This window comes from Streptomyces sp. JW3, assembly GCF_052216785.1.
Classification (GTDB): Bacteria; Actinomycetota; Actinomycetes; order Streptomycetales; family Streptomycetaceae; genus Streptomyces.
The window spans coordinates 1-26187 of the sequence record NZ_JBQOUX010000113.1; the positions used below are offsets into that span (position 1 = coordinate 1).

18 protein-coding genes are annotated in these 26187 nt (G+C 75.4%); 15 read left to right on the top strand and 3 right to left on the bottom strand.

Annotated features, from left to right (window positions below; translation table 11 throughout):
- From ACTT8P_RS31800 to ACTT8P_RS31860, 13 genes are all read left to right on the top strand, one after another.
- Positions 1 to 283 (top strand): AMP-binding enzyme (locus ACTT8P_RS31800; RefSeq protein WP_442835242.1); only part of this gene is annotated, 283 nt, incomplete at its 5' end.
- A 132-nt stretch (positions 284 to 415) separates the two neighbouring features.
- Positions 416 to 1912, top strand: coding sequence for a tryptophan 7-halogenase (locus ACTT8P_RS31805; RefSeq protein ID WP_442835243.1), 1497 nt, complete (start codon positions 416 to 418; stop codon positions 1910 to 1912).
- Between the two features lie 145 nt (positions 1913 to 2057).
- The gene (locus tag ACTT8P_RS31810; RefSeq protein WP_442835244.1) at positions 2058 to 3254 is read left to right on the top strand and encodes an isochorismate synthase; all 1197 of its coding nucleotides are present in this window, start codon (positions 2058 to 2060) and stop codon (positions 3252 to 3254) included.
- A gap of 88 nt (positions 3255 to 3342) precedes the next feature.
- Positions 3343 to 3582, top strand: a complete 240-nt coding sequence (locus ACTT8P_RS31815) for a phosphopantetheine-binding protein (RefSeq protein ID WP_442835245.1) — start codon at positions 3343 to 3345, stop codon at positions 3580 to 3582.
- Positions 3579 to 4475: a siderophore-interacting protein gene (locus ACTT8P_RS31820; RefSeq protein ID WP_442835246.1), complete on the top strand. Its 897-nt coding sequence runs from the start codon at positions 3579 to 3581 to the stop codon at positions 4473 to 4475. The genes ACTT8P_RS31815 and ACTT8P_RS31820 overlap by 4 nt, the downstream gene beginning before the upstream one ends.
- A 3-nt stretch (positions 4476 to 4478) precedes the next feature.
- A complete protein-coding gene (locus ACTT8P_RS31825) occupies positions 4479 to 5486 on the top strand; it encodes an ABC transporter substrate-binding protein (RefSeq protein ID WP_442835247.1) in 1008 nt (335 codons plus the stop codon).
- A 1-nt stretch (position 5487) separates the two neighbouring features.
- Positions 5488 to 6483, top strand: a complete 996-nt coding sequence (locus tag ACTT8P_RS31830; protein ID WP_442835248.1) for a FecCD family ABC transporter permease — start codon at positions 5488 to 5490, stop codon at positions 6481 to 6483.
- A gap of 80 nt (positions 6484 to 6563) precedes the next feature.
- Complete coding sequence (locus ACTT8P_RS31835) at positions 6564 to 7493, top strand: FecCD family ABC transporter permease (protein WP_442835258.1); 930 nt, start codon at positions 6564 to 6566, stop codon at positions 7491 to 7493.
- A gap of 221 nt (positions 7494 to 7714) precedes the next feature.
- Positions 7715 to 8530 carry an ABC transporter ATP-binding protein gene (locus tag ACTT8P_RS31840; RefSeq protein ID WP_442835249.1) on the top strand — a complete coding sequence of 272 codons (816 nt, stop codon included), beginning with the start codon at positions 7715 to 7717 and terminating at the stop codon, positions 8528 to 8530.
- 1 nt (position 8531) lies between these two features.
- Positions 8532 to 18533, top strand: coding sequence for an amino acid adenylation domain-containing protein (locus ACTT8P_RS31845; RefSeq protein WP_442835250.1), 10002 nt, complete (start codon positions 8532 to 8534; stop codon positions 18531 to 18533).
- On the top strand, positions 18530 to 19942 hold the full coding sequence (locus tag ACTT8P_RS31850; RefSeq protein WP_442835251.1) for a DHA2 family efflux MFS transporter permease subunit: 1413 nt from the start codon (positions 18530 to 18532) through the stop codon (positions 19940 to 19942). Before ACTT8P_RS31845 ends, ACTT8P_RS31850 begins: the two co-directional genes overlap by 4 nt.
- Positions 19943 to 20163: 221 nt before the next feature.
- Positions 20164 to 21252 (top strand): 3-deoxy-7-phosphoheptulonate synthase, encoded by a 1089-nt coding sequence (locus ACTT8P_RS31855; protein WP_442835252.1) that lies wholly within the window; start codon positions 20164 to 20166, stop codon positions 21250 to 21252.
- Between the two features lie 51 nt (positions 21253 to 21303).
- Positions 21304 to 22251 (top strand): methionyl-tRNA formyltransferase, encoded by a 948-nt coding sequence (locus ACTT8P_RS31860; RefSeq protein ID WP_442835253.1) that lies wholly within the window; start codon positions 21304 to 21306, stop codon positions 22249 to 22251.
- 57 nt (positions 22252 to 22308) lie between these two features.
- Here the strand turns inward: ACTT8P_RS31860 and ACTT8P_RS31865 are convergent, their stop codons facing one another.
- Positions 22309 to 22881: a TerD family protein gene (locus ACTT8P_RS31865; RefSeq protein ID WP_442835259.1), complete on the bottom strand. Its 573-nt coding sequence runs from the start codon at positions 22879 to 22881 to the stop codon at positions 22309 to 22311.
- A 115-nt stretch (positions 22882 to 22996) separates the two neighbouring features.
- The gene (locus tag ACTT8P_RS31870; RefSeq protein ID WP_442835254.1) at positions 22997 to 23638 is read right to left on the bottom strand and encodes a TetR/AcrR family transcriptional regulator; all 642 of its coding nucleotides are present in this window, start codon (positions 23636 to 23638) and stop codon (positions 22997 to 22999) included.
- Between the two features lie 142 nt (positions 23639 to 23780).
- On the opposite strand from ACTT8P_RS31870, the gene ACTT8P_RS31875 reads away from it, so the two are divergent.
- Entirely contained in the window at positions 23781 to 24533 is a 753-nt protein-coding gene (locus ACTT8P_RS31875; protein WP_442835255.1) for an SDR family NAD(P)-dependent oxidoreductase, read from the top strand.
- A 59-nt stretch (positions 24534 to 24592) separates the two neighbouring features.
- Here the strand turns inward: ACTT8P_RS31875 and ACTT8P_RS31880 are convergent, their stop codons facing one another.
- A complete protein-coding gene (locus tag ACTT8P_RS31880) occupies positions 24593 to 25336 on the bottom strand; it encodes a glycoside hydrolase family 75 protein (RefSeq protein ID WP_442835256.1) in 744 nt (247 codons plus the stop codon).
- Positions 25337 to 25696: 360 nt separating this feature from the next.
- Between ACTT8P_RS31880 and ACTT8P_RS31885 the strand changes: the two genes are divergently transcribed.
- The coding region (locus tag ACTT8P_RS31885) for a fibronectin type III domain-containing protein (RefSeq protein WP_442835257.1) at positions 25697 to 26187 on the top strand (491 nt) is incomplete at its 3' end.

The window sequence follows — 26187 nt, forward strand, 5'->3', positions numbered from 1 at the left end:
CCCCGAAGAAGTCGAGAACATCATCCTCGCCCACCCCGCCGTCCACGACGTCTCCGTGGTGTCCGTGCCCGACGAGTTCCTCGGCGAGCGGACCCTGGCCTATGTGATCCCGCGCGAGGGTGCCGGACCGCTGAAGGCCGCGCACATCAGGGCCTTCGTCCGCGAGCGCGGCATCGCCGCCTACAAGGTCCCCGACCTCGTCGAGTTCGTCGACGCCTTCCCCCGGACCGGCGTCGGCAAGGTCAGCAAGAGCGGTCTGCGGTCCGCTGCGGATCGGCCATGAGGGAACCTCAACTCGCTTACTCGGATGGGATGTTGAGTCCGTACACACCTTCCCCCGTTCACGAAAGTTAGGCTAGCCTAACTTCTCGTTCGGGGCCGTGCCGCCCTCCGCGAGATCAGCGAGGAGAGTCCCATGACCACCGCCGAATCGCCGGACGTCGTCGTGGTCGGCGGCGGCCCCGGTGGCTCCACCACGGCCGCCCTGATCGCGATGGCCGGGCACCGCGTGCTGCTGCTGGAGAAGGAGTCCTTCCCCCGCCACCAGATCGGCGAGTCGCTGCTGCCCGCGACGATCCACGGCATCTGCCGGTTCCTCGGTGTGCACGAGGAGATCGAGCGGGCCGGGTTCATGCCCAAGCGCGGCGGCACCTTCCGCTGGGGCGCCAACCCGGAGCCCTGGAACTTCCTGTTCGCCTACTCGCCCCTGATGTCCGGGCCCACCTCCACGGCCTACCAGGTCGAGCGGATGAAGTTCGACCAGATCCTGCTCGACAACGCCCGCCGGGTCGGCGTCGACGTCCGCGAACAGTGCACCGCCGTGGCCACCTCGACCGAGGGCGACCGGGTGACCGGCCTGCGCTGGACGGACGCGGACGGCCGACTCCACGAGACCGGTACCCGGTTCGTCGTCGACGCCTCCGGCAGCAACAGCAGACTCGCCCGCACGGTAGGCAGGCGCGACTACTCCGACTTCTTCCGCAACGTCGCCCTCTACGGCTACTACCAGGGCGGCAAGCGGCTCCCCGCGCCGGACTCCGGCAACATCCTGTGCTGCGCCTGGGACGACGGCTGGTTCTGGTACATCCCGCTCAGCGACACCCTCACCAGCGTCGGCGCCGTCGTCAACCGCTCCCAGGCCGGCCTGCTGGCGGGCGACCCGGAGGCCGCGCTGGCCGGGTTCATCGAGCGCGCCCCCATGATCAAGGACTATCTGGCCGACGCCACCCGGGTCACCGAGGGACCGTACGGCGAACTGCGCGTCCGCAAGGACTACTCGTACGCCATGGAGCGCTTCTGGCAGCCCGGGATGGTGCTGGTCGGCGACGCGGCCTGCTTCGTCGACCCGGTCTTCTCCACCGGCGTCCACCTCGCCACCTACGGCGGCCTGCTCGCCGCCCGCTCGGTCAACAGCGCGCTGTCGGGCGACCTCGACGAGGAGCGCGCCTTCGGTGAGTTCGAGCGCCGCTACCGCCGCGAGTACGGGGTGTTCTACGAGTTCCTGCTCGCCTTCTACGACATGCAGCAGGGCGAGGACTCCTACTTCTGGCAGGCCCGCAAGGTCTCCCGGGCCGAGGCCACCGATCTGCGCGCCTTCGTGGAACTGGTCGGCGGGGTCTCCGCGGTCGGCTCCGGCGAGTCGGCGCTGATGGACGTGGCGGCGCTGCGCGAGCGCTTCGGCGCCTCGTCGCGGGAGCTGGCGGACGCCGTCGACCGGACCGGACCCGCGCGCACCGAGAGCGGCGAGCGGATGGGCGAGCTGTTCGGCACGGAGGTCGTGACGGACGTGATGCGGGGCATGAACGAGATCCAGGCGCGGGCCACGCTCGGCGGCGCGACGAGCCTGGAGCGTCCCCTGTTCCCCGGCGGCCTGGTCACCTCGGAGGACGGACTCGGCTGGGCCGCGCCCTGACGGCACGTCAACCACGCGTGAGAAACAGCGCGTTGCGCCCTCTTGCCAGACACCCGACCGGTTAGGTTAGCCTTACTTTGCTTTCGGCACCGGACGTCTTGATCGATGGCATGCGCCCGCGCACCGGAGTAAAGGATTCGCCAACGTGTCCGTATCCGCACTGCTGCGTCCCACCCCGGAGTACCGCTCCGCCGATCTGCTGGCGGCCTATCTGACCGGCTCCTTCTACTTCTCCTCGGCGCGCGGCACGCTGCTCGCCGACGGGGTGCGGGCCCGGGTCCGCTCGACCGGCGGCGCCTGGGCGCCGGCCGCGGCCGAGGCGCTGGCGGCGGCCGCCCTGGCCGGCCTGGCCGATCCCGTGGTCGTCGGGGCGGTCGGGTTCCGGCCGGAGGCGGAGGCCGGTCTGCTGGTGCCCGCCGTGGTACGGCGGGCGGACGCCCCCACCGGGCCCCGCGCCCAGGTCCCGGAGCCCGGCACCGGCTGGCGGGTCCGCCGCCGCCCCGGCCCCGCGGCCTACACCGATGCCGTCCGCCGGGCGCTGGAGCTGATCGACGGTGCCGAACTGCGCAAGGTGGTGCTGGCCCGGTGCCTGGAGCTGACCGCCGCCGCCCCGGTCCGGGTGCCCGCGCTGCTGGCCCGGCTGGTGCGCACCGACCCGGCCGCCTACGCCTTCGCCGCCGATGTCACCGCGCCCGGCGACCCGGCCCCGCGCACCCTGGTGGGCGCCAGTCCCGAACTGCTGGTGTCCCGGCACGGCGCGACCGTGGTCGCCAACCCGCTGGCCGGGTCGGCGCCCCGCTCGGGCGACGACGCCGTCGACCGGGAGCGGATCGCGCGGCTCCGGTCCTCCGTCAAGGACCTCGGCGAACACGCCTACACGGCCGGGCGGGTGGCCGAGGTGCTCGGCGACCGCTGCGCCCGCCTCGACGTACCGGAGGCGCCCGAGGTGATCGGCACGCCCACCATGTGGCATCTGTCGACCCGGATCACCGGGCGGCTGCGCGACCCGGCGGACCCGGCCTGCTCGGCCCTCGGCCTGGCGGAGGCGCTGCATCCGACCCCGGCGGTCTGCGGCGTTCCCACCGCCGCCGCCCGCGCGGCCATCGCGGACCTCGAATCCGAGGACCGCGGCTACTACGCGGGGATGGTCGGCTGGAGCGGCCAGGGCGGCGACGGCGAGTGGGCCGTGACCATCCGCAGCGCGGAGGTGTGCGACCGGACGGTCCGGCTGTTCGCCGGCGCCGGCATCGTCGCGGGTTCCGACCCCGACGCCGAACTGGCCGAGACCGCCGCGAAGTTCCGCACCCTGCTGCGCGCCCTCGGACTGGAGGACGTGGCGTGACCACCACCCCGTCCGCCCCCGGGGCGACGACCACCGCATCCGACGCGCCGGCCGGGTGGCCGGCGCCCCTCTCCACAGGAGCCGGCCGATGAACCAGACCCTGTCACCCGACCGCATCCGCGCGGACGTCGCGGAACTGCTCGGCTGCGCGCCCGACGACCTCGCGCCCGACGAGAACCTGCGGGACCTCGGCCTGGACTCGGTGCGGCTGATGACCCTGGTCGAGCGCTGGCGGGCCGGCGGGGCGGCCGGACTGGAACTTCCCGACCTGGCCGAGCGGCCCGAACTGGCGCACTGGACGGCGCTGCTGACCGGCGGCGGCCAGTGACCCGGACCGGCGCCGGGCACCTGGACCGGATCGCCGAGGTCCGGGCGGGCCGCCGGCCGGCGAAGGTGCGCTACCCGATCCGGGTCCGCGAGACCCGGGTGGTGCGGGTCACCGAGGTGGGCGCCGGGCTGCTGCGGGTGACGCTGGGCGGGCCGGGCACCGAGGGGTTCGAGGCGCACTCGCCGATCGACCACGTACGGCTGCTCTTCCCCGATCCGGACGGCGCCCTGCGGCTGCCGGTGCCCGACGGCGACCTGCTGCGCTGGCCGCGCCCCTCGCCCACGTCACGGGAGTACACCGTGCGCCGCTACGACCCGGTGGCCGGCGAGATCGACCTCGACATCGCGCCGCACCCGGGCGGGCTGGCCGCCGGCTGGGCCGCGGCGGCCCGGCCGGGCACGGTGATCCATGTCGCCGGGCCGCCCGGCGGACTGTTCGTGCCGCCCGCCTACGACCGCTATCTGTTCGCCGGGGACATCACCGCGCTGCCCGCGATCGCGCGCTGGCTGGAGGAGCTGCCCCGGGACGCTAAGGGCTGGGCGTTCGTCGAGGTCGCCGGGCCCGCCGAGGAGATCGAACTGTCCGCGCCCGAGGGCGTCGAGGTGATCTGGCTGCACCGCGGCGACCGCCCGCCGGGCACCGGCGAGGCGCTGGCGCGGGCGGTGCCGGGCGGCGTGACCGTGCCCGACGGCGAGCGGCTGTACGCCTGGATCGCGGGCGAGGCGGGGCAGATCAAGCCGCTGCGCCGCTGGGTGCGCGAGGAACTGAAGCTGGAGCGGGACGACTTCGTCGTCACCGGCTACTGGAAACGCGGCGTCGCCGACTTCGACGACGAGGACGAGCAGCCGCCGCACGAGCACCGTCCCTCCGAGCACGACAACATCAAGGAGTAGCGCATGTCGGCATACAGATCGGCGGGCCTCGTCGGTGCCGCGGCCGCCCTGGCCCTGGCCCTGACCGGCTGCGGGTCCGGGTCGGACGACGACGCGTCGGAGCAGTCCGGGGACAAGGCCGCCACCCGGGTGTTCACCGCCGACAACGGCAAGGTGACCATCCCCGCCGACCCGAAGCGGGTGGTGGCCACCGGGTACGCGGTGCCCGCGCTGATCGAGAACGACGCGCCGCTCGTCGGGATCTCCTCGTGGCAGCGCGGGGAGGCCATGATGAGCGACGCGGACCTGGCCACGTACAAGAAGCTGACCAAGGTCGCGGGCGAGTCGGCGGCCGAGACCAACTACGAGGCCATCGCCGAGGCCGAACCCGACCTGATCGTGCTCGGGGTGCCGACGCCGGTGCTCGGCGACATCGACATGAAGCGGCTGAAGTCCATCGCCCCGGTGGTGGCGATCGGCCCGACCGTGCCCGCGCAGTGGCGGGAGGTGTCCCGCAAGCACGCCGACGCCGCCGGCGTGCTCGACGCCTACCAGGCCACCAAGGCCGCGTACGAGGCGAAGGCTGCGGAGCTGAAGAAGAAGTACCAAGGCGCCCTGGTCGGTCTGAAGTTCGGGCACGTCGGCGCCTACGGCGACACCTCCAAGGGCACCTTCCAGCGCGAGTTCGGCGACTCGTGGGGCACCAGCGTCGCCCAGGACATCGGCGCCGCCTACTACGGCAAGGTCAAGAAGGCCGGCCCCGGCTCCCAGTCGGTCAGCGAGTACCCGTCCATCGAGGAACTGTCCGACTCGCTCGGCGCGGCCGACGTCATCACCTACTCGGTCGACCCCGACGGCAGTGTCCCGGAGTCGGTGAAGTACGCCATGGAATCGAAGCTGTGGCAGAACCTGCCCGCGGTCGAGAAGCACCTGACCTTCCCGATCGCCTACACCGAGGCCGCGACCTACGGCGACGCCCTGAAGACCCTGGACGCGATCGACACCTCGTTCGCCCCGCTGCTGGACCGGTGACGTGGCCGGTTGGGGACGGGAGTCGCGGCGCACCGGCCTGCTGCTCGGCGGGCTGGTGCTGCTGGCCGTCGTCGCCGTGCTCAGCGTCGGCGTCGGCGCGCACCGGGTCGCGCCCGCCGAGGTGGTGCGCGCCCTGTTCGACTACCGGGGGACGGACGACCACGTGATCGTGCGGGACGTCCGGGCGCCGCGCGCGCTGCTGGCGGTCGCGGTGGGCGCCGCGCTGGCGGTGTCCGGCGCCCTGCTCCAGACGCTGGCCCGCAACCCGCTGGCCGAGCCCGGCATCCTCGGGGTCACCGCGGGCGCCGGCTTCGCCGTCACCGTCGGCTCGGCGCTGGGCCTGGCCGGCGCGCAGGCGGGCCAGTTGCTGTGCTCGATCGCCGGGTCGGTGCTGGCCGCGCTGCTGGTGATGGCGGTGGGGCGGCGCTCACCACTGCGCCTGGTGCTCACCGGCGTGGCGCTGACGGCGGTGCTGGGCGGCGTCTCCCTGGGTCTGCGCCTGATGCTGCCGGACGTGTTCGACGCGTACCGCTTCTGGTCGGTGGGGACGCTGGCCGGCCGCGAGCAGGCACCGCTGACCCTGCCGCTGCTGGCGATCGCGGCGGCGCTGGCCGGCGCGCTGCTGCTGGCCCGGTCGCTCGACACGCTGGCGCTGGGCGAGCAGGTGGCCCGGACGCTGGGCGCGGGCGTGGCCCGGACCCGGGCGCTGGCCCTGGTGCTGATCACCGTGCTCAGCGGGGCGGCGACGGCGGTGGCCGGGCCGGTGCTGTTCGTCGGGCTGATCGTGCCGCACCTGGTGCGCCGGCTCGCGGCGGGTTCGGTGCCCTGGCTGCTGCTGTACTCGATGGTGCTGGGCCCGGTGCTGCTGCTGGTCGCCGACATCGGGTCGCGGGTGCTGCTGCCCACCGGTGAGGTGCCGGTGGCGATCGTGACGGCGTTCTTCGGCGGCCCGGTGCTGATCTGGGCCGTCCGCCGCTACGGGGCGGGGTCGCTGTGAGCGCGGCGACGGCGCGGCTCGCCCTCGCGGTGCGCTCCTCGCGCCGTACCGTCCTGGTCTGCGCGGTGCTGGTCGCCCTGATGCTGGGGCTGGGGCTGCTCGGGCTGTGCTACGGCGCCTCCTGGGCCTCCCCGGGCGAGGTGCTGGCGGTGCTCAGCGGGGCGGAGCGCTCCGTGGTGATCTCCGAGTGGCGGTTGCCGCGGGTGGCGGCGGGGATGGTGTTCGGGGCGGCGCTCGGGGTGTCCGGCGCGCTCTTCCAGAACCTGACCCGCAATCCGCTCGGCAGCCCGGACGTGATCGGGCTCGACGCGGGCGCCTACACCGGGGCGCTGTTCGCCCTGACCGTGCTGTCCGGCACGTCGGCGCAACTGGCCGGGGCCTCGCTGCTGGGCGCGCTGATCGTGTCGGCCGTGGTCTACCTGCTCTCGGCCGACCGGGGTTTCTCCGGGCTGCGGCTGGTGGTGATCGGCATCGCCGTCAACGCGATGGTGACCGCGCTGAACTCGTGGATCGTGCTGCGCGCCGATCTGGAGGTGGCGATCGCCGCGGTCGGCTGGAGCGCCGGTTCGCTCAACGGCGTGGACTGGGCCGACCTGCGCATCCCGTTCGCGGTGATCGCCGTGCTGCTCGCCCTGGTGGCCGTACGGACCCGGGCCGTGCACCAGACCACGCTGGGTGACGCGCTGGCGGTGACCACCGGGGTGGGGCTCGGCCGGCTGCGGCTGCTGATGGTGCTGGTCGGTGTCGGCTGCACGGCGACGGTGACCTCGGTGGCCGGACCGGTCGCGTTCTTCGCGCTGACCGCCCCGCAGATCGGCCGCCGGCTCACCGGCGCGCCCGGCATCCCGCTGCTGCCGGCCGCGCTGACCGGGGCCGTCCTGCTCCAGGGCGCCGACCTGGTCGCCCAGGCGCTGCTGGCGCCGGTCGCGCTGCCGGTCGGCGTGGTGAGCACCGCGATCGGCGGCTGCTATCTGATCTGGCTGCTGACCAAGGAGGTGGGGCGGGCGTGAGCACACCGGAACCCCCAGGAACAGACGCGACCGGGCGCCCCACCACCGCCGAGCGAGGAGAAGGAGCGGGCGCGAGCACACCAGAACCCCCAGGAACAGACGCGACCGGGCGCCCCACCACCGCCGAGCGAGGAGAAGGAGCGGGCGCGAGCACACCAGAACCCCCAGGAACAGACGCGACCGGGCGCCCCGCCGCCGCTGCGCGAGGAGGAGGGGCCGGCGTGAGCACACGCAAGCCACGGGACCCGCGCCCGGCGGCCCGGCTGACCGCGCGCGACCTCACCCTGCGCTACGGCGACCGCGTGGTGTCCACCCGGCTCACCCTGGACCTCCCCGACGGGGCGTTCACCGCGATCGTGGGCCCGAACGCCTGCGGCAAGTCCACCCTGCTGCGGGCGTTCGTCCGGCTGCTGCGCCCCGACGCGGGACAGGTGGCGTTCGACGGGCGCGAGGTCGGCGGCTACCCGTCCAAGGCGCTGGCCAAGCAGCTCGCCTTCCTGCCGCAGGACCCGCTGGCCCCCGACGACATCAAGGTCCGTCAGCTGGTGGCCCGGGGCCGCTTCCCGCACCAGTCGCTGCTGACGGTGTGGTCGGCGGGCGAGGAGGCGGCGGTGGACGAGGCGATGGCCGCCGCGGGTGTCCTGGACCTGGCCGGCCGGCCCGTCCAGGAACTCTCCGGCGGCCAGCGGCAACGGGTGTGGATCGCGATGGTGCTCGCCCAGCGGACGCCGTATCTGCTGCTGGACGAGCCGACCTCCTTCCTGGACATCACGCACCAGTACCAACTGCTCGGGCTGCTGTCCCGGCTGCGCGACCAGGGCCGCACGGTCGTCGCCGTGCTGCACGACATCAACCAGGCGTGCCGGTTCGCCGACCACCTGGTGGCCATGCGGGACGGCCGGGTGGCCGCCGAGGGAAAACCGGCGGACATCGTGGACGCCGCGCTGGTCAAGGACGTGTTCGACCTGCCCAGCGTCATCGTCCCCGACCCGGTGACCGGCACTCCGATGGTCGTCCCCACGCTGCAAGGAGAGTGAGTTGAACGCCGCACGCCTCCCCTCGGACCGGCACCTCCCGCTGACCGGCGCCCAGCGCGGGATCTGGCACGCGCAGCGCCTGGAACCGGACTCGCCGTACTACGTGGTCGGCGACGTGGTGGAGATCCGCGGCGCCGGGCCGGTCGACGCCGGGGCGCTGGCCCAGGCCGTCCGGGCGGTCAACGAGGAGGCGGAGAGCCTGCGACTGCGGGTCTTCAACACCCCGGCGGGCCCCCGGCAGACGGTCGACGACACGCCGGTCGAGCCGCCCCGGGTGATCGACCTGAGCGGCGTGGCCGACCCGACGGCCGCGGCGCGGGAGCTGGTCGAGGCCGAGCGGGCCCGGGCCGCCGACCTGTGCCGGCAGATGGTGGACCGGCCGCTGTACGCGCCGGTCGTCATCCGGCTGTCGGAGCGTGAGGTCTGGTACACGCAGATGGGCCACCACCTGGTCATCGACGGCTACAGCGGGGCGATGCTGGCCCGCCGTACCGCCGCCCACTACACCGCCCTGGTGCGCGGCGCCGAACCGCCGAAGCCCGCCTTCGGCACGATGGCGGGCCTGGTCGCCGCCGACCGGGCCTACCGGGACAGCGACCGGGCCGCGGCGGACCGCGCCTACTGGGTGGACCGCTTCACCCCGCTGCCCGACCTCGGTGACACCCGGGCCGCCGCCGGAGGGCCGGGACCCGCCCTGACCGCCCGCGCGGTGCTCACGCCCGAGGAGACGGCCCGGCTGCGGGCCCGCGCCGACCGGGCGGGCGTCACCTGGGGCGAGGCGCTGATCGCCTGCTACGCCGCCTTCCTGCACCGGATGCTGGGCCGCGCCGACGTGGTGTTCGCGCTGCCGCTGATGTGCCGGACCGAATCGGTGGAGCTGCGCACCCCGGCGATGGCGGTCAACGTACTGCCGCTGCGGGTGACCGTGCACGGCGCGGACGACTTCGGGGAGCTGACCCGGCGGGTCGCCGCCGTGCTCCGGGAGACCCGCGCCCACCAGCGCTACCGGGGCGAGGACCTGCCCCGCGACCTCGGCGTGCCGGGCGCGGGCGCGCTGCTGCACGGGCGCGGCATCAACCTCAAGGCGTTCGACCTGGCGCTGGACTTCGCCGGCGCGAAGGGCGTGATGCGCAACGTGGCCGGCGGCCCGCCCGAGGACATGGGCCTGACCGTGCTGCCCGCCCCCGACGGGGGGCTGAACCTCGGCTTCGAGGTGGACGCCCGCGGCACCGACCAGGCCGCGGTCGACGGCAAACTGACGGCGCTGCGGGCCCTGCTGGACGGGCTGCTGGCCGGGCTGCCGGTGGGCCGGATCCCGCTGGCCGGTGCCGGCGGCCCGCCGGCCGGGTGGACGCCCGAGGCGCTGGAGGGGGTGCCGCTCGCGGTGCCGGACGCGTTCGACGCGATGGTCGCCGCCGCCCCGGACCGCACCGCCCTGGTGTGCGGCGCGGACCGGCTGACAGCGGCCGAACTGGCCGGACAGGTACACCGGTTGGCCCGTGCGCTGCGGGCCCGTGGCATCGGTCCCGACGACGTCGTGGCCCTGGCGCTGCCCCGGTCGGCCGCCCTGCTGACCGCCCTGCTGGCGGTGCTGGACGCGGGCGCCGCCGTCCTGCCGCTGGACGTCGCCCATCCGCCCGAGCGACTGCGCGCGCTGCTCGACGACGCCCGCCCGGCGCTGGTGCTGACGGCGGGCGCGGTCGACGGGCTGCCGTGGGAGGTCCTGCGCGCGGCGGCCGCAGCGCAGCCCGCGACCCCCCTGTCGGCGGACGAACTGGCCGCCCCCCGCCACCCCGACCACCTCGCCTACGTCATCCACACCTCCGGGTCGACCGGCCGCCCCAAGGGCGTGCTCGGCCGGGCCGGCGCGCTGGCCGCGCTGCTGCACCACCAGCGGCACACGGTCGTCGCCGAGGCCGAGCGGACCGCGGGGCGGCGGCTGCGCGTCGCGCACACCTACTCGTTCGCCTTCGACTCCGCCTTCGACCACCTGGTGTGGCTGCTGTGCGGCCACGAACTCCACCTCTACGACGCCGAGACCGCCCGGGACGCCGACGCCCTGCTCGCCGCGTACGCCCGCGACCGCGTCGACGTCGTGGACACCACCCCGTCGATGGCGGCCCCGCTGATCGAGGGCGGCCTGCTCGAGCTGCGCCCGACGCTGCTCGTCCTCGGCGGCGAGGCGACCGGGCCCGCGCTGTGGCGGCGGATCGCCGCCTCCGGGATCACCGCCCGCAACATGTACGGGCCCACCGAGGCGACCGTCGACAGCACCACCGCGCCCGTCACCGGCGACGAGCCGACCATCGGCCACCCCCTGGCCGGCACCCGCGCCTATGTCCTGGACCACGCCCTGCACCCGGTGCCGCACGGCACGGTGGGCGAGCTGTACCTCGCGGGCCCGCACCTGGCCCGCGGCTACCTCGGCCGGCCCGGCGCGAGTGCCGAGCGGTTCGTCGCGGACCCCTGCGGCCCGCCCGGGGCACGGATGTACCGCACCGGCGACCTGGCCCGCTGGGTGCCCGGCCGGGGTCTGCTGTACCTGGGGCGGGCGGATGGGCAGGTCAAGATCCGCGGGCACCGGGTGGAGACCGGCGAGGTGGAGGCCGCGCTGGCCGGGCTGCCCGGCGTCACCGCCGCCGCGGCGGCCGTCCGGTCGTCCCGGCTGGTCGGATACGTCGTGTCCGCCTCGGCCGGGCCCGACGAGGTGCGCGCCCGCCTGGCCGAACGGCTGCCCGACCACCTGGTGCCCGCCGCCGTGGTGGTGCTGGACGCGCTGCCGCTCACCCCCAACGGCAAGCTGGACCGGGCCGCGCTGCCCGCGCCCGCGCTCGCGGTGGCCGGTGGCGGACGGGCGGCGGGCACCGAACGGGAGCGGCTGCTGTGCGCGGCGGTCGCCGAGGTGTTCGAGGTGGACCGGGTCGGCGTGGACGACGACTTCTTCGCGCTCGGCGGGGACAGCATCACCGCGATCACGGTGAGCAGCCGGCTGCGTGCCAAGGGCCTGGAGCTGCGGCCCCGGGACCTGCTGGCGCGCCGCAGCTTCGCCGCCCTGGCCGCCTTGGCCACGCCGGTCGCGGACACCGCCCCACCGGCCGACGACCCGACCGGCCCGGTGCCCGCGCCGCCCGTGGTGCGCACCCTGCTGGACGCCCACCCGGATGTGTCCGTCGTCGCGGGCTACGCCCAGTGGACCGCCCTGCGGATCGGGGAACTCGCCCTCGCCGACCTGGCGACGGGGGTACGGGCGGTACTCGGCCGGCACGACGCGCTGCGACTGCGCGTCGGGCGCGACGGGGAGCTGACGGTGCTCCCCGAGGGCGCGGTCCCGGCCGTCGTCCGCGAGGTCCACGGAACGGACGCGGACGCGGCGGCGGTGGCCCGGCGGCTGGCGGCCGAACTCGACCCCGGCTCCGGCGACCTGCTGCGCGCGGCCCTGGTCCGCACCCCGGACGCGGAACCCGACCTGCTGGTGCTGGCCGTGCACCACCTCGCGATGGACGGCGTGTCCTGGCGGATCCTGCTGCCCGACCTGCACACCGCCTGCGCGGGCGGCGCCCTGCCCCGGACCGGCGCGTCCTGGCGACGGCACGCCACGCTCCTCGCCGAGCAGGGCACCTCCGGCGCGCGCCGGGCCGAACTCGCCCACTGGAGGGCCGCGCTGGAGTCCGCGACCCGGCTGGGCGCCCGCCCGCTGGACCCGGCGCGGGACACGGTGGCCACCGCCCACCGGTCGCTCACCATCGCCTCGCCGGACGTCACCGAGGCCCTGCTGACCACCCTGCCCGCCGCCTACCGGGCGGGCGTCGACGAGGTGCTGCTCGCCGCGCTCGTCCTCACCCTGCGGGAGTGGGACACCGCCCGGACCGGTGCCGCGGTGACCGTGACACTGGAGGGGCACGGCCGCGAGCACCTCGACCTGTCCGGCACGGTCGGCTGGTTCACCGCCGAGTACCCGGTGCGGGTCCCGGCCGCCGGTGAGGTGGGGGACGTGCTGCGCGCGGCGAAGGAGGCCAAGCGGGCCGTGCCCGGCGCGGGCCTCGGCTACGGCGTGCTGCGCCACCTGGACCCGGACACCTCCGGCGCGCTGACCGCCGTACCGCCGCCGGACGTGCTGCTGAACTACCTGGGCCGGTTCGCGCCGCTGTCCGGCACGGGGTGGCGGCTGCCGGAGCGGGACGCGTTCTCGGTGCTCGAACCCGGCGGCAAGGCGCTGGAACAGGTGCTGGCGCTCAACTGCTTCGTGCACGAGGAGGGCGCGCCCCGGCTCGCCGTGGAGTGGACGGCGGCGCGGGGGGTGGTCGGCCCCGACGCGCTGACCGCGCTCCAGAAGTGCTGGTCGCAGGCGCTGGACGCGCTGGCCGGACACGCGCTGGACGCGGTCGGCGGACTCACCCCCTCCGATCTCCCGCTGGTCGCCCTCGACCAGGACGCCGTGCACGCCCTGGAGCGGGCCGGCCGGATCGACGACGTCTGGCCCGCCACCCCGCTCCAGGTCGGCCTGTCCTTCCACACCCTGCTGCGCGACGAACGGGACCCGGCCGCCGACGTGTACGTCGTGCAGGCGGTCACCACCCTCGACGGCGTACTGGACCCGGACCGCATGGCCGAGGCGGCGCGCGAGCTGCTGCGCCGCCACCCGGCGCTCCGCGTCCACCTGGCGCAGGCCGGGGACGAGGTGGTGCAGGTGGTGCCCGCCGAGGTGGCGCTCCAGTGGCGGCGGGACGACCGGTTCGCGGCCGCCGCCCGCGCGGACCTGGAGCGGCCGTTCGACCCGGCCCGGCCGCCGCTGATCCGCTTCCTGCTGTCCCGCACCGGCCCCACCGAGCACAAGCTCGTCCTCACCAACCACCACGCGCTGCTGGACGGCTGGTCCATGCCGCTGGTCGGCCGGGCCCTGCTGGGCATCTACGCCGAGCTGGGCGGCGGCCCGGCGGTACCGGCCGCCCCCGACACCGCGGAGTACTTCCGCTGGCTGGCCGGGCGGGACCGGCGGGCGTCGCTGGCCGCGTGGCGGGCGGCGCTGGCCGGCGTCGACGGCGCGACCCGGCTGGCGCCGGCGAGTGCCGGGACGGGGGTCGAGCGGCCGGAACGGGTGGCGGTGGAGCTGGGCCGGGAGTTCAGCGACCGGCTGCGGGCCTTCGCCCGGGACCGGGGCGTCACCCTGACCACCGTGCTCCAGACGGCCTGGGGCCTGCTGCTCGGCCGGCTCACCGGGCGCCGCGACGTGGTGTTCGGCTGCCCGGTCTCCGGCCGGCCGGCCGAGGTCGCCGGCGTGGAGTCGATGATCGGCCAACTCGGCACGACGATCCCGGTGCGGGTCCGCCACACCCAGGACGAGACGGCGGCGCGGCTGCTGGAGCGGGTGCACGCCGAGAGCGTCGCGCTCGCCGACCACCACTACGTCGGACTGCCGGAGATCCAGCGGGCGGCGGGCGTCGGCGAACTGTTCGACACCATGCTGGTGATGGAGAACTTCCCGCTCTCCAGCCGCGACCGCACCCCGCTCGCCCCCGGCCTCGACCTGGCCGGCGTCGACATCACCGACGCCACCCACTACGCACTGACCGTCATCGTGCTCCCCGGCGACGCCATCACCCTCGGCCTCGGCTACCAGCCGCGCGCCTTCCCGGAGGCGGCGGTACGGGACTACGGCCGCTGGCTGCGCCATCTGCTGCGGGAGCTCGTCGACGCCCCCGACCGGCCCGCGCTCGCGCTGCCCCTGCTCGATGCCGCCGAGCGGGAGCGGATGCTGCGCACCGGTACCGAGGTGGTCCCGGCGCGCCGGCGCGGGCCGTGGCTGGCCGAGTTCGCCGCGTGGGTGCGCCGCACGCCCGACGCCGAGGCGCTGGTCTGCCGCGACCGGAGCCTCAGCTACGCCGAGCTGGACCGGGCGGCCAACCGGCTGGCGCACGCGCTGATCCGGCTCGGGGTACGGCCGCAGGACCCGGTGGCGGTACTGCTGGGCCGGGACCTGGAGATGACGGTGGCGCTGTTCGGCGTGGTCAAGGCGGGCGCGGTGTACGTGCCGCTGGACCCGGACCATCCCCAGGGCCGGCTGGCGTTCATGCTGGCCGACCTCGGGCCGGCCGCCGCCGTGACCACCGGCGCCGAACTGCCCGCCGCGCGGGACGTCCCGGTGCTGCGCCTGGACGACCCCGCGGCGCTGGCCGGCCTGCCCGCCACCGACCCCGCCGAGGCCCGCGCCCGGCTCACCGAGGACGCGCTCGCCTACGTCATCTACACCTCCGGCACCACCGGACGCCCCAAGGGCGTCGGCGTGACCCACCGCGGTGTGCCCGACCTGATCGCGCTCCAGGAGGAGGTCGTCGGCGTCACCGAGCACGACCGCTATCTGCACTTCGCCTCGACCGGCTTCGACGTGGCGTTCTGGCAGACGATGGTGCCGCTGCTGTCCGGCGGCACCTCGGTGATCGCGCCGGAGGAGGTCCGGGTCCCCGGTGACGAACTCCTCGACTACATCGTCGAACACCGGGTGACCGGCGTGAACCTGCTGCCGTCCTTCCTCGCCGCGATGCCCGACGACCGCACCGTCGACCCGGACGTGTTCTTCGTCGTCGGCGCCGAACGCCTCGACCCCGAACTGGCCCACCGGTGGGGCAGGGGCCGCCGGGCGCTCTTCAACGCCTACGGTCCCACCGAGGTCACCATCAACTCCGTGACCTGGCGCTACGACCCGGACGACGGCGGCCCACTGCCGATCGGCCGCCCCGATCCGAACGTCCGCGCCTACGTCCTGGACGGCGGCCTCCAGCCGGTCGGCGCCGGTGTGACGGGTGAGCTGTACCTCGCCGGGCCGAGCCTGGCCCGCGGCTATCTGGGCCGGCCGGGCCTGACCGCCGCCGCGTTCACCGCCGACCCGTTCGGCCCGCCGGGCACCCGGATGTACCGCACCGGCGACCTGGTGCGGTGGCGGCCCGACGGACAGCTCGTCTTCCTCGGCCGGGCCGACCACCAGGTCAAGATCCGCGGCTTCCGGGTGGAGCTGGGCGAGATCGAGTCCGTGCTGACCGGCCATCAGGACGTACGGGCCAGCGCGGTGACCGTCCGCGACGGCGGGCTCGTCGGTTACGTCATCCCGGTCGACGGCGCCGAGTGGGACCCGGCGGACCTGCGCGGGTACCTGGCCGGGCGGCTGCCCGAGCACATGGTGCCGACCGCGCTGGTACCGCTGGACCGGCTGCCGCTGGGCCCGGGCGGGAAGCTGGACGCGGCCGCGCTGCCCGCGCCCGAGCGGACGGCGGGCGGGCGCCGGGAGGCGGCCACCGAGGCCGAGGCGGTGCTGCTCGGCGTGTTCCGAGACCTCCTCGGCGACGACGGCATCGGCCCCGACGACGACTTCTTCGCCCTCGGCGGGGACAGCATCGTCTCCCTCCAGGTGGTCTCCCGGGCCCGTCGGCAGGGGCTCGGGCTGGGCGCGCGGGACGTGTTCGAGGGGGTGACGGTGGCCGGCATCGCGGCCCGCGCCCGCGCGCTGGGCGGCGGCGACGCCCCGGCGGTGGGGGACGCGCCGCTGACCCCGGTCATGCGGGACCTGCTGCGCCGGGCCGGGACCGCCGCCGACGGGTTCTGCCAGTGGGTGGAGGTGTGCGTGCCGCCCGGCGGCGACGAGACCCGCTGGCGGTCGGTACTCGACGCCCTTCTCGCCCGCCACGACGTACTCCGCGCCCACCTGGCCGGTGACGTGCTGCGCATTCCGCCGCCCGGCGCGGTGACCGGCGCCGACGTACTGACCCGGGTACCGGCGACGGAACGGATCCGCCCGCTGGTCGACGCGTGGACCGCCGCCGTCCGCGACGCGCTGGACCCGCGGACCGGGCCGCTGCTGCGCGCGCTGTGGGTGGACGCCGGGCCGGACCGGCCGGGCCGGCTGGTCCTGGCCGCCCATCACCTGGTGGTCGACGGGGTGTCCTGGCGGGTCCTGCTCGACGACCTCCGGCACCTGCACGAGGGCGGCACACCGGCCCGGCACGGGCAGTCGTTCCTCGGCTGGGCGCGCTCGCTGCGCGAGGCCGACCGGCGGGCCGAACTCCCGCACTGGCGCCGCATGGTGCCCGGCCGGCGCCTCGCGGCCCGGCCGCTCGATCCGGCCCGGGACACCGCGTCGACCGCGCTGCACCACGAGTTCCAGCTCGCCGCCGGCCCGACCCGGGCCCTGGTCACGACGCTGCCCGCGGCCCTGCGCGGCACACCGGACGCGGTCCTGCTGACCGCGCTCGGCCGGGCCGTGCGGGCCTGGCGCGGGGCGCCGCGGGTGCTGGTCGCGCTGGAGAGCCACGGCCGCCCGCCGGGGGTCGACCTCTCGCACACCGTCGGCTGGTTCACCGCCGTCCACCCGGTGCTGCTGGACGCCGGCGACGACCCGCGGGCGGTCGCGCGGCGGCTGCGCGCCCAGGGCGACGGCCTGGGGCACGGCATCCTGACCGCGGCCGGTCTGCTGGACCCCGTCGAGCCGGAGCTGTCCTGGAACTACCTCGGCCGGTTCCCCGCCGCCCCGGCCGAGGAGACCGCCTGGCAGTCCCCGCCGGACGCGGACCCGCTCGGCTCGGGCGGCACCGGCCGGCTGCCGCTGCCGCACGCCCTGATGGTCAACGCCCTGGTCCGCGACGACCGGCTGGGCGTACGGCTGACCTGGCCGGCCGCGCTGTTCACCCGCGCCGAGATCGAGGAACTGGCCGGACACCTGCGCACCGCGCTCCTCGACCTGGCCGCCGCGCCGGAGATCGACGCGATCGGGGCGGCGGACCGCCCGGTCGCCGAGGTGCAGCCGCTCACCCCGCTCCAGGAGGTGATGCTGCGGCACTCGCGCACCGAACGCCCCGACCCCTACACCGTGCAGTCGGTGTTCTCGCTCGCCGGGCCGCTGGACGTGACCGCGCTGCGCGCCGCCGGCGCGGATCTGATGGCCCGCCACCCGAACCTGGGCGCGGTCTTCCCGGCGGACCTGGCGGTGCTCCCCGAGTCGCCGCGGCCGGACTTCCGGGTGTCGGACGGTCCGGCGGCGGACATACTCGCCGCCGACCTGGCCGAACCGTTCGACCTGGCCACCGGCCCGCTGCTGCGCCTGACCGTGATCCGCCACCACGCCGAGCGCGCCGACCTGGTCCTGACCAGCCATCACGTCCTCTCCGACGGCTGGTCGGCGCCCCGCGTGCTCGGTGAGCTGTTCGCGCTGTACACGGCCCGGCTGCGGGGCGGGACCCCGGACCTGCCCGCCCCCGTCCCCTTCGCCGACTACCTGCGCTGGCGCGCCGAGCACGAGCCCGATCCCGGCGCCTGGTCCGCCGAGCTGGCGGGCCTGCCGGAGGGCGACTACCTGGCCGGCGGCGCGGACCTCGGCCCCGCCTGGCGGGAACCGGCCCTCTTCACCTTCGACGCGGACCTGGTGACCGCCCTGACCCGGCTCGCGGCGCGGCGCGGCCTGACCCGCAACACCCTGGTGCAGGGCGCCTGGGCGGTGCTGCTCGCCCGGCGGTCCGGCCGCGCGGACGTCTGCTTCGGCGCGATGGTCGCCGGCCGGCCCCCGGAGCTGGCCGGCGTCGAGGAGATCATCGGTCTGCTGGCCAACACGGTCCCGGTCCGGGCCCGGCTGACCGGCACGCTCGCCGAGGTCCTGCACGCGCTCCAGGCGGGGCAGCGGGCGCTGGCCGAGCACCAGCACGTCGCCCTGTCCGACCTGGAACGGCTGACCGGGCGGCGCCGGCTCTTCGACAGCCTGGTGGTGTTCGAGAACTACCCGGTGGACCCGGACCGGCTGCGCTCGCCCGCCCCCGGCCTCACCCTCGTCGGCACCCGTTTCCGCGAGGCCACCCACCATCCGGTGACCCTCACCGTCATACCGGACGGCGCCACCTGGACCGGCGTACTCGCCGCCCGCGCCGGGGTGCGGGCCGACGGCCTCGCCGACGAACTCCTCTCTCTTCTGCGGCAGTTGGCCGACCACGTGGACGACGACGTCCGCACCCTCCTGGATCCCCGATGAGCCGGGACACGGCCGCCCCGGCGCCGGCCGAGCGGGTCGACGGACGGCTGTGGCGGGTCGCGTTCATCCTGGTGCTCGGTACGTTCATGGCGTCGGTGGACGCCACCATCGTCAGCGTCGGCATCGACACCCTGGCCGGCGAGTTCGGCGCCTCGGTCACCGGCATCCAGTGGGTCAGCACCGCGTATCTGCTGGCCGTCGTCACGGCGGTGCCCGCCTCGGGCTGGCTGGCCGACCGGTACGGCGGACGCCGGGTCTGGCTGGCCGGCGTCGGGGTGTTCCTGCTGGGCTCGGCGCTGTGCGCGCTGGCCTGGTCGGCGCCGAGCCTGATCGTCTTCCGGGTGCTCCAGGGGCTCGGCGGCGGACTGCTGCCGCCGACCGGTCAGGCGCTGCTGGCCCGGATCGCCGGGCCGTCCCGCACCGGACGGGTGATCAGCGTCGTAGCGGTGGTCCCGCTGCTGTCGCCGGTGCTCGGCCCGCTGGCCGGCGGGGCGCTGCTCGGCGTGGCGTCCTGGCAGTGGCTGTTCCTGGTCAACCTGCCGGTCGGGCTGGCCGCGCTGCTGCTGGCCCGCCGTCATGTCCCGGTCGTGGCACCGGCGGCGCGCCGGACGGCGTTCGACGCGCGCGGGGCGGCGCTGCTCTCCCCCGGCCTCGCCGTGCTGGTGTTCGGCCTGACGGAGGTCGCCCACGGCCACGCCGTCACCGCCGCGGTCGGCGTCTCGTCGGGCCTTGCGATGCTGGCCGGTTTCGTGGCGCACGGGCTGCGCACCCGCCGCACCCCGCTGATCGACCCCCGGCTGTTCACCCGGCCGCCGTTCGGCGCCGCCGCCCTCGCGCTGCTGGTGCTGGGCGGGTCGGTGTTCGGGGCGATGTTCCTGCTGCCGCTGTACTTCCAGACCGGCCGGGGACTGACCGCGTGGCGGGCGGGGCTGCTGCTGGCCCCGCAGGGGCTGGGCGCGGCGGCGGGAACGGTGCTGGTCAACCGTACGATCGACGCGGTCGCGCCGCGGACCCTGGTGCTCACCGGCATCGCGCTGGTGCTGGCCGGCACGGTGCCGTTCACCCAGCTGCACCACGGCCTGCCGGACGCCGCGACGGCCGGAGCGCTGGCGGTGCGCGGCGTGGGGATGGCGATGATCAGCTCCCCGGTGATGAACATCGTGTACAGCCGGATCGAACCCGACCGCGTTCCCCGCGCGGCGGCGGCCCTCAACCTGCTGAACACGGTGGGCGGTTCACTGGGCACCGCCGCGCTCGCCGTCGTCCTCCAGGCGCGGCTGTCCGCACGGCACCAGGACGTCCCGGCGGCGTTCTCCGACACGTTCTGGTGGGTGACCGCGCTCGGCGCACTGGCCGCCGCCGGGGCGACGAGACTGCCCCGCACGCGCGCCGCGGGGAAACGGCCGTGAGGCGCCGGGCGCCCGCGCCGGCGGACCTGGTCGGGGACCGGCGCCAGGGGGAGGAGGTGCGGCAGCCATCCGCTCCCGCGGACCGTCACCAGCAGGAGCGGACGCGGCAACCACCCGCCCTCACGGACCTGACCGCGGACCACCGCCCAAAGGACGTTCCGCGGCCGTCACCCGCGTCGGCCGCGAGCCGCGCCCGGTATCCGCACGGCCGGGAAGACCGCGTGCCGCGGCCGCTTCCGGCGCCGGGCCACCGCCCGGAGACGGAAACGGCGTGTCCGCTCCCGGTCCCGGCCGAGCTGGCCGCGGCGCATCCGCTGTCCCCGGCGGCGGGCCGGGCCGTCGCCGGGCAGCGGGAGGCGATCGCCGCCGTTCTGGACCGCCGTGACCCGCGGCTGCTGGTGATCGCCGGCCCCTGCTCGGTGCACGACCCCGCCGCCGCCCTGGAGTACGCGGACCTGCTCGCCGGCGCCGCGCGGCGCCTCGCCGACGACCTGGTCGTCGTCCTCCGCGCCTACCTGGAGAAACCCCGCACCGCCCTCGGCTGGACCGGGCTGCTCACCTCTCCCGCGCTGGACGGCCGCGGCGACCTGGCCACCGGGCTGCGCACCGGCCGCCGCTTCCTCACCGAGGCGGCCGCCACCGGACTGCCCCTCGCCTACGAGTTCGTCGACCCGGTGCTCGCCCCCTACCTCGCCGACACGGTGTCGTGGGCCGCCGTCGGCGCGCGGACCGTCGCCAGCCAGCCGCACCGCCACCTGGCCTCCTGGCTCCCCATGCCGGTCGGCATGAAGAACTGCGTCTCCGGCGCCCTGGACACCGCCGTCGCCGCCGTGCGGACCGCCGCCCACCCGCACACCTGCCCGGTCCTCGGCCCGGACGGCCGCCTGGCCGTCCTGCGGAGCACCGGCAACCCCGGCGCCCATCTGGTGCTGCGCGGCGGCCCGGCCCCGAACCACGACGCGGCCGGCGTCGCCCGGGCCCGCGCCGCGCTGACGGCGGCCGGCCTGCCCGCCCGCGTCGTCGTCGACGCCTCGCACGGCAACAGCGGCAAGGACCACAACCGGCAGCCGGAGGTCGTGGCCGGCCTGACCCGGCGGATCGGCGCCGGCGACCCGGTTCTGACCGGCGTCATGATCGAGTCCTATCTGTCCGACGGCCGGCAGGATCTCACCGCCGAGCCCCTCCGCCGCGACCTCAGCGTCACCGACCCGTGCCTGGGCTGGTCGCGCACCGCTCCCCTGCTGGACGCCCTGGCGCTGGCCGCCCGCCGGCGCCGTGCCGGGCACTCGCCCCATTGTGTCGTTAGGTAAGCCTTGCTTTACTCGATACCCAGTCAGCTGCCGTTCCTAGGAGGAACCTTCATGCGGGTCGTCATGTTCGGCTACCAGACCTGGGGACACCGGACGCTTCAGGCCCTCCTGGACTCCGACCACGAGGTGGTCACGGTCGTGACCCACCCCAAGAGCGAGCACGCCTACGAGAGGATCTGGAACGACTCCGTCGCCGACCTGGCCGCCGCGCACGGCGTCCCGGTGGTCATCCGTAGCCGCCCCGACGACGACGAGCTGGTCGGCCTGCTCGAGAAGGCCGACCCGGACATCATCGTGGCGAACAACTGGCGCACCTGGATCCCGCCGCGCGTCTACGCGCTGCCCCGGCACGGCACCCTCAACGTGCACGACTCGCTGCTGCCGAAGTACGCCGGCTTCTCCCCCCTCATCTGGGCGCTCCTCAACGGGGAAACGGAGGTCGGGGTGACCGCCCACATGATGGACGAGGAACTCGACGCCGGTGACATCGTCCTCCAGCGCGCCGTCCCGGTCGGGCCGGCGGACACGGCGACCGACCTGTTCCACAAGACCGTCGAGCTGATCGCCCCGGTCACCATCGGCGCACTGGACCTCATCGCCGCCGGGCAGACCGAGTTCACCCCGCAGGACCGCTCCCAGGCGTCCTTCTTCCACAAGCGCGCCGAGGACGACATCCGGATCGACTGGACCTGGCCGGCCGAGGACCTGCACCGCCTGATCCGCGCCCAGTCCGCCCCGTACCCGGCCGCGTTCACCTTCCACAAGGGCAGGCGCCTGGAGATCCTCGGCGCCTTCGTCTCCCGGGGCCGCTACGGCGGTACTCCCGGCCGCGTCTTCTACCGCGAGGGCGACGGCGTCGTGATCGTGGCCGGCGCCGACGCCCGCAGGGGCCGCAACCACGGCCTCGCCGTCACCCGGGTACGGACCGAGGACGGCCGCGAGTGCCCCGCGGCCGAGTACTTCACCACGATGGGCGGCTACCTCACCGCCCGGCCCTGACCGGCCGCCCCGCGCCGCCCCGTCGCGGGCGGCGCGGTGCCCGGTACCGTCGCCCGCTCAGGACCGCGGCGTACCGCCCATCTCCGCGGTGAACACCACCGGGTCGCTGTCGAATCCGCGCAGTGCCTCGTGGAAGCTCCACGCGCCGGAGGCGGCGTCCCGGGTGAACTCGGCGACCGTGGTCGCGGTGGCCGCGGCGACCCCGGTCAGGTCGTCGGCCAGCAACTCCTCGTAGCCCTCGGCGACCACCACTCCGGTGCCGGAGATGTCGCCGAACGTCTTGTGACCCGCGTCCTGATGGATCACCACCCCCACCATCACCCGGGCGAAGGACCCCGCCAGCCGGTCGAGTTCGAGGGTCATCGCCTCGACGAAGCCGAAGCCCTGCCCGGTCCGGCTGTGCCGGCTCATGTTGATGGTGCCGTCCGGCGAGCGGCTGTCGTAGTGCACGACGTACACCGGCGGTCCGTACGGCGCCTCGGCGGAGTAGGTCGTGGCGATGATGTCGAGATGGTGGGGCGGCTGGTCCCAGGCACTGGGGTCCCACTTGAGCCTCACTTCGACCTTGCTCACTCGCTTGCCGACGTCGCGCACCGGATCTGCCCCTCTTCGTTCGTCACGTCTGCTCATGATGTCCGCGCTCATGATCCATAAGATGATCACCCGGGATCGGGAAACTTCCCACTGCCGGGTCGCGTTATCCGCGCCTCACCAGGAACCTCCGCCACCGCCGTCACCGACCGCCTCACCCCAGCCCCTCTCCCACCACCGCCAGCGCCACGTGCAGCGTCCCGGCCAGTCGGGCCCGTGCCGTCGCCGGGTCGGCGGGGGTGTCGGCGGCGGTGTCGGCCGTGTGCCAGGCGTGGTGTTCGACCGCCACGCGCAGCGCCGCGTTGAACATCGCCGCCTGGATCACCGGCCGCAGGTCGCCGGCGGGCAGCCCGGCCCGTTCGGCGAGGGCGCGGGCGAACGCGGGCTCGGCCTCGTCGTGGGTCTGGAGCCAGATCGCGCGGAGTCCCGGTTCGGTGCGGGTGAGCCGTACGAGGGCGCCGACCGCCGCGGGTTCCGGGCCGGCCAGCGCCTCCCCGGCGGCGAAGTCGAGGGCCTCCGCCAGCGGCCGGCCCGGCCGCCAGTGGCGCAGCGCGTCCGCGATCAGCCCGACGCCGGCCGTGAGCAGCGGCCGTACACAGCTCTCCTTGCTGGGGAAGTAGCGCCAGACGGTCCGTGCGGAGACGCCGACCGCCTGGCCGATCTGCTCGCCGGTGGTGGCGGCCACCCCTTGCGTCACGAAGAGGTCCACGGCGGCGTGGGCGATCTCCAGTCGGATCTCGGCCTTGCGTTCCTCGGTCAGGGGCGGGCGCCCCGTCCGTCCGCGGCCTGCGGTCACGTCGTTCTCCGTCTTCCCTCGGGCACCGGTGGTCGCTGCACGGGGATTCTCTCCCACCATTTTTTGTCGCTCAGCGACATTAAGTCGTAGGGTGCGGACGAGGGGCATCACGCCCCCGTCACGTTGAACAGAGGGGCACCACATGACCGGCGGACGCAGTGTGATCGTCACGGGGGCGGGATCGGGTATCGGGCGGGCTGCCGCGCTGGCCTTCGCCGGGCAGGGCGACCGGGTGGTGGTGGCCGACCTCAACGCCGAGGGCGCGGCGGCGGTGGTGCAGGAGATCGAGCAGGCGGGTGGCACGGCGGTGGCCGTCACCGGGGACCTGAGCGACCAGGCGGTCGTGGACCGGGTCGCGGCCACCGCCGTGGAGCGGTTCGGCGGGGTGGACGTCCTGGTGAACAACGCCGGGATCATGGACCGCATGTCGGCACTGGCGGACGTGGCCGACGCCGAGTGGGAGCGGGTGCTGCGGGTCAACCTCACCGCCCCGTTCCAGCTCACCCGCGCCGTACTGCCGCACATGCTGGCGGCGGGCCGGGGTGCCATCGTCAACACGGCCTCCGAGGCCGCCCTGCGCGGCAGCGCCGCCGGTGCCGCGTACACCGCCTCCAAGCACGGCGTGGTGGGGCTGACCAAGTCGCTCGCCGTGATGTACCGGGGCAAGGGCATCCGGGCCAACGCCATCTGCCCGGGCGGTACGGCGACCGCCATCTCCGTCGACGCCGACCAGGCCGCGTCCGGGCCGGCCACGATCGGCGCGCACTACGTCAACATGGGCCGGGTCTCACGGCCGGAGGAGCAGGCCGCGGCGATCGTGTTCCTCGCCTCGGACGCGGCGAGCAACATCAACGGCGCGATCCTGCCGGTGGACGACGGCTGGTCGGCGGTCTGAGCCCGGCCCGGTCACCGGTCGGGCCGGTTATCGGTCGGCCCGGTTATCGGTCGGCCCGGTCACCGGTCGGCCCGCAGGAACTGCCGGGCCAGCCGCCGACCGGCCCGCTCGACGGCCGGCCGGTCCTCGACGGGGTCGATCCGGCTGTCCTTGAAGACGATGTACGTGACGCCGGAGGGCACTCCGCCGCCGCGCGGGTCGGGCCGGATGCCGAGTTCCTCCGCCAGCGCGTAGGACCCCTCACCGACCAGGCCCCGCGGGCCCACGTCGCCGACCACCGCGTACCGCACCCGGTCCCGGTAGACCACGGCCGCCACCGAGCCGCCGGTGATGCCGTGGTCCCGGTGGTCCCAGCCGGCGCCGGCCCCGGGCACGACGATGTACGGCAGGCGTTCGGCGTCCAGGGGCCGGCCGTCGGACTGCGCGAAGGCCGTGGCGGGCGTGAAGACCGGGTCGGTGGCGCGGTTGCAGCGGGCGCCGGGCCGGCCGTCGCAGTCGATGTCGAGGTCGGCCTCGAAGAACACCGCGCCGGACGTCCCGCAGACCGGGATGGCCGCCGGTTTCCCGGCGTCGCCGCGGAAGCGGCCGGGCGAGACGGGGTCGCAGTCCCGGGTCCTGGCCAGCAGGCCGGCGGCGGTGACGGCGTCGTCGCCAGGTTTCTCCCGGACCTCCTGGAGAGCGGTGCGGGCCTGCGGTCCGGCGCCGGGGCGGGGCGGGGGTGCGTCGGGCAGCGCCGTCGGGGCGAGCAGGGCGGCACCGGCCGCGACGAGCGCGAGCGACTGGGCGGTCTGGACACGCACCATGGTCTCTCCTGGGGCGTCGGCGAGAACTGACGGGCACTCAGCCCAATCTCCGGCCGGGTCCGGCGCGCGGCCACCAGGGGAGGGCCAGACGGTGCACGCCCGGCCCGCCGACGAGAGACGGGCGGCCGGCGCCTGACCGGCCCCGGCCGCCCACGCGGCGCGGCACAGCGACGACAGCGGTTCGCGCCAACGGGCCCAACTGTCCCGTCGAGTCGGGCAGTTCGACCGTCCTGAACCTCAGCATACGTAACTCTTCCGAGTGGCCGCGCCCACCGCCCTCTTGATGTGATCGCGTCAGCAGCGTCATATTGGTCCGGACCATTGCCGTGAGGCCATCGGATCGTCCGGGGAGGCAGCATCGTGCCAGCCGTATCCGCTCCCGCCGACCGCCGGCGCCCGCGCCCCCGTGCCGTCCCTTGCCGTGTCGCCCTGCTCTGCGCCGCGTCGGCGCTGGTCGCGTCCTGCGGCTGGGGGGCGGCGGCGGAGGGCGGGGGCGAGCCGTTGCCCGGGGTGCCGACGGGGGTCACCGCCGAGGCGGGGACCGCGACCAGCGTGCATGTGATGTGGAACACGGTCGCCGGGGCCGACGGCTACGCGGTCTACCGCGGCCGGACGAAGGTGCGCGAGGTGTCCGGCACCGAGCGGATGGTGGACGTCACCCGGCTCAGTCCGTCGACCGCGTACGCCTTCACCGTGCGGGCGCGCGCCGCGGACGGACGGACCGGGCCGCCCAGCGGGGAGGTGCGGGCCACCACACCCGCGGCCGTCGCCGAGGACCACGTACCACCCGGCGCGCCCTCGCGCCTCACGGCGCGGGCGGCCGGCGGCCGTGCGGTCCAGCTCTCCTGGAC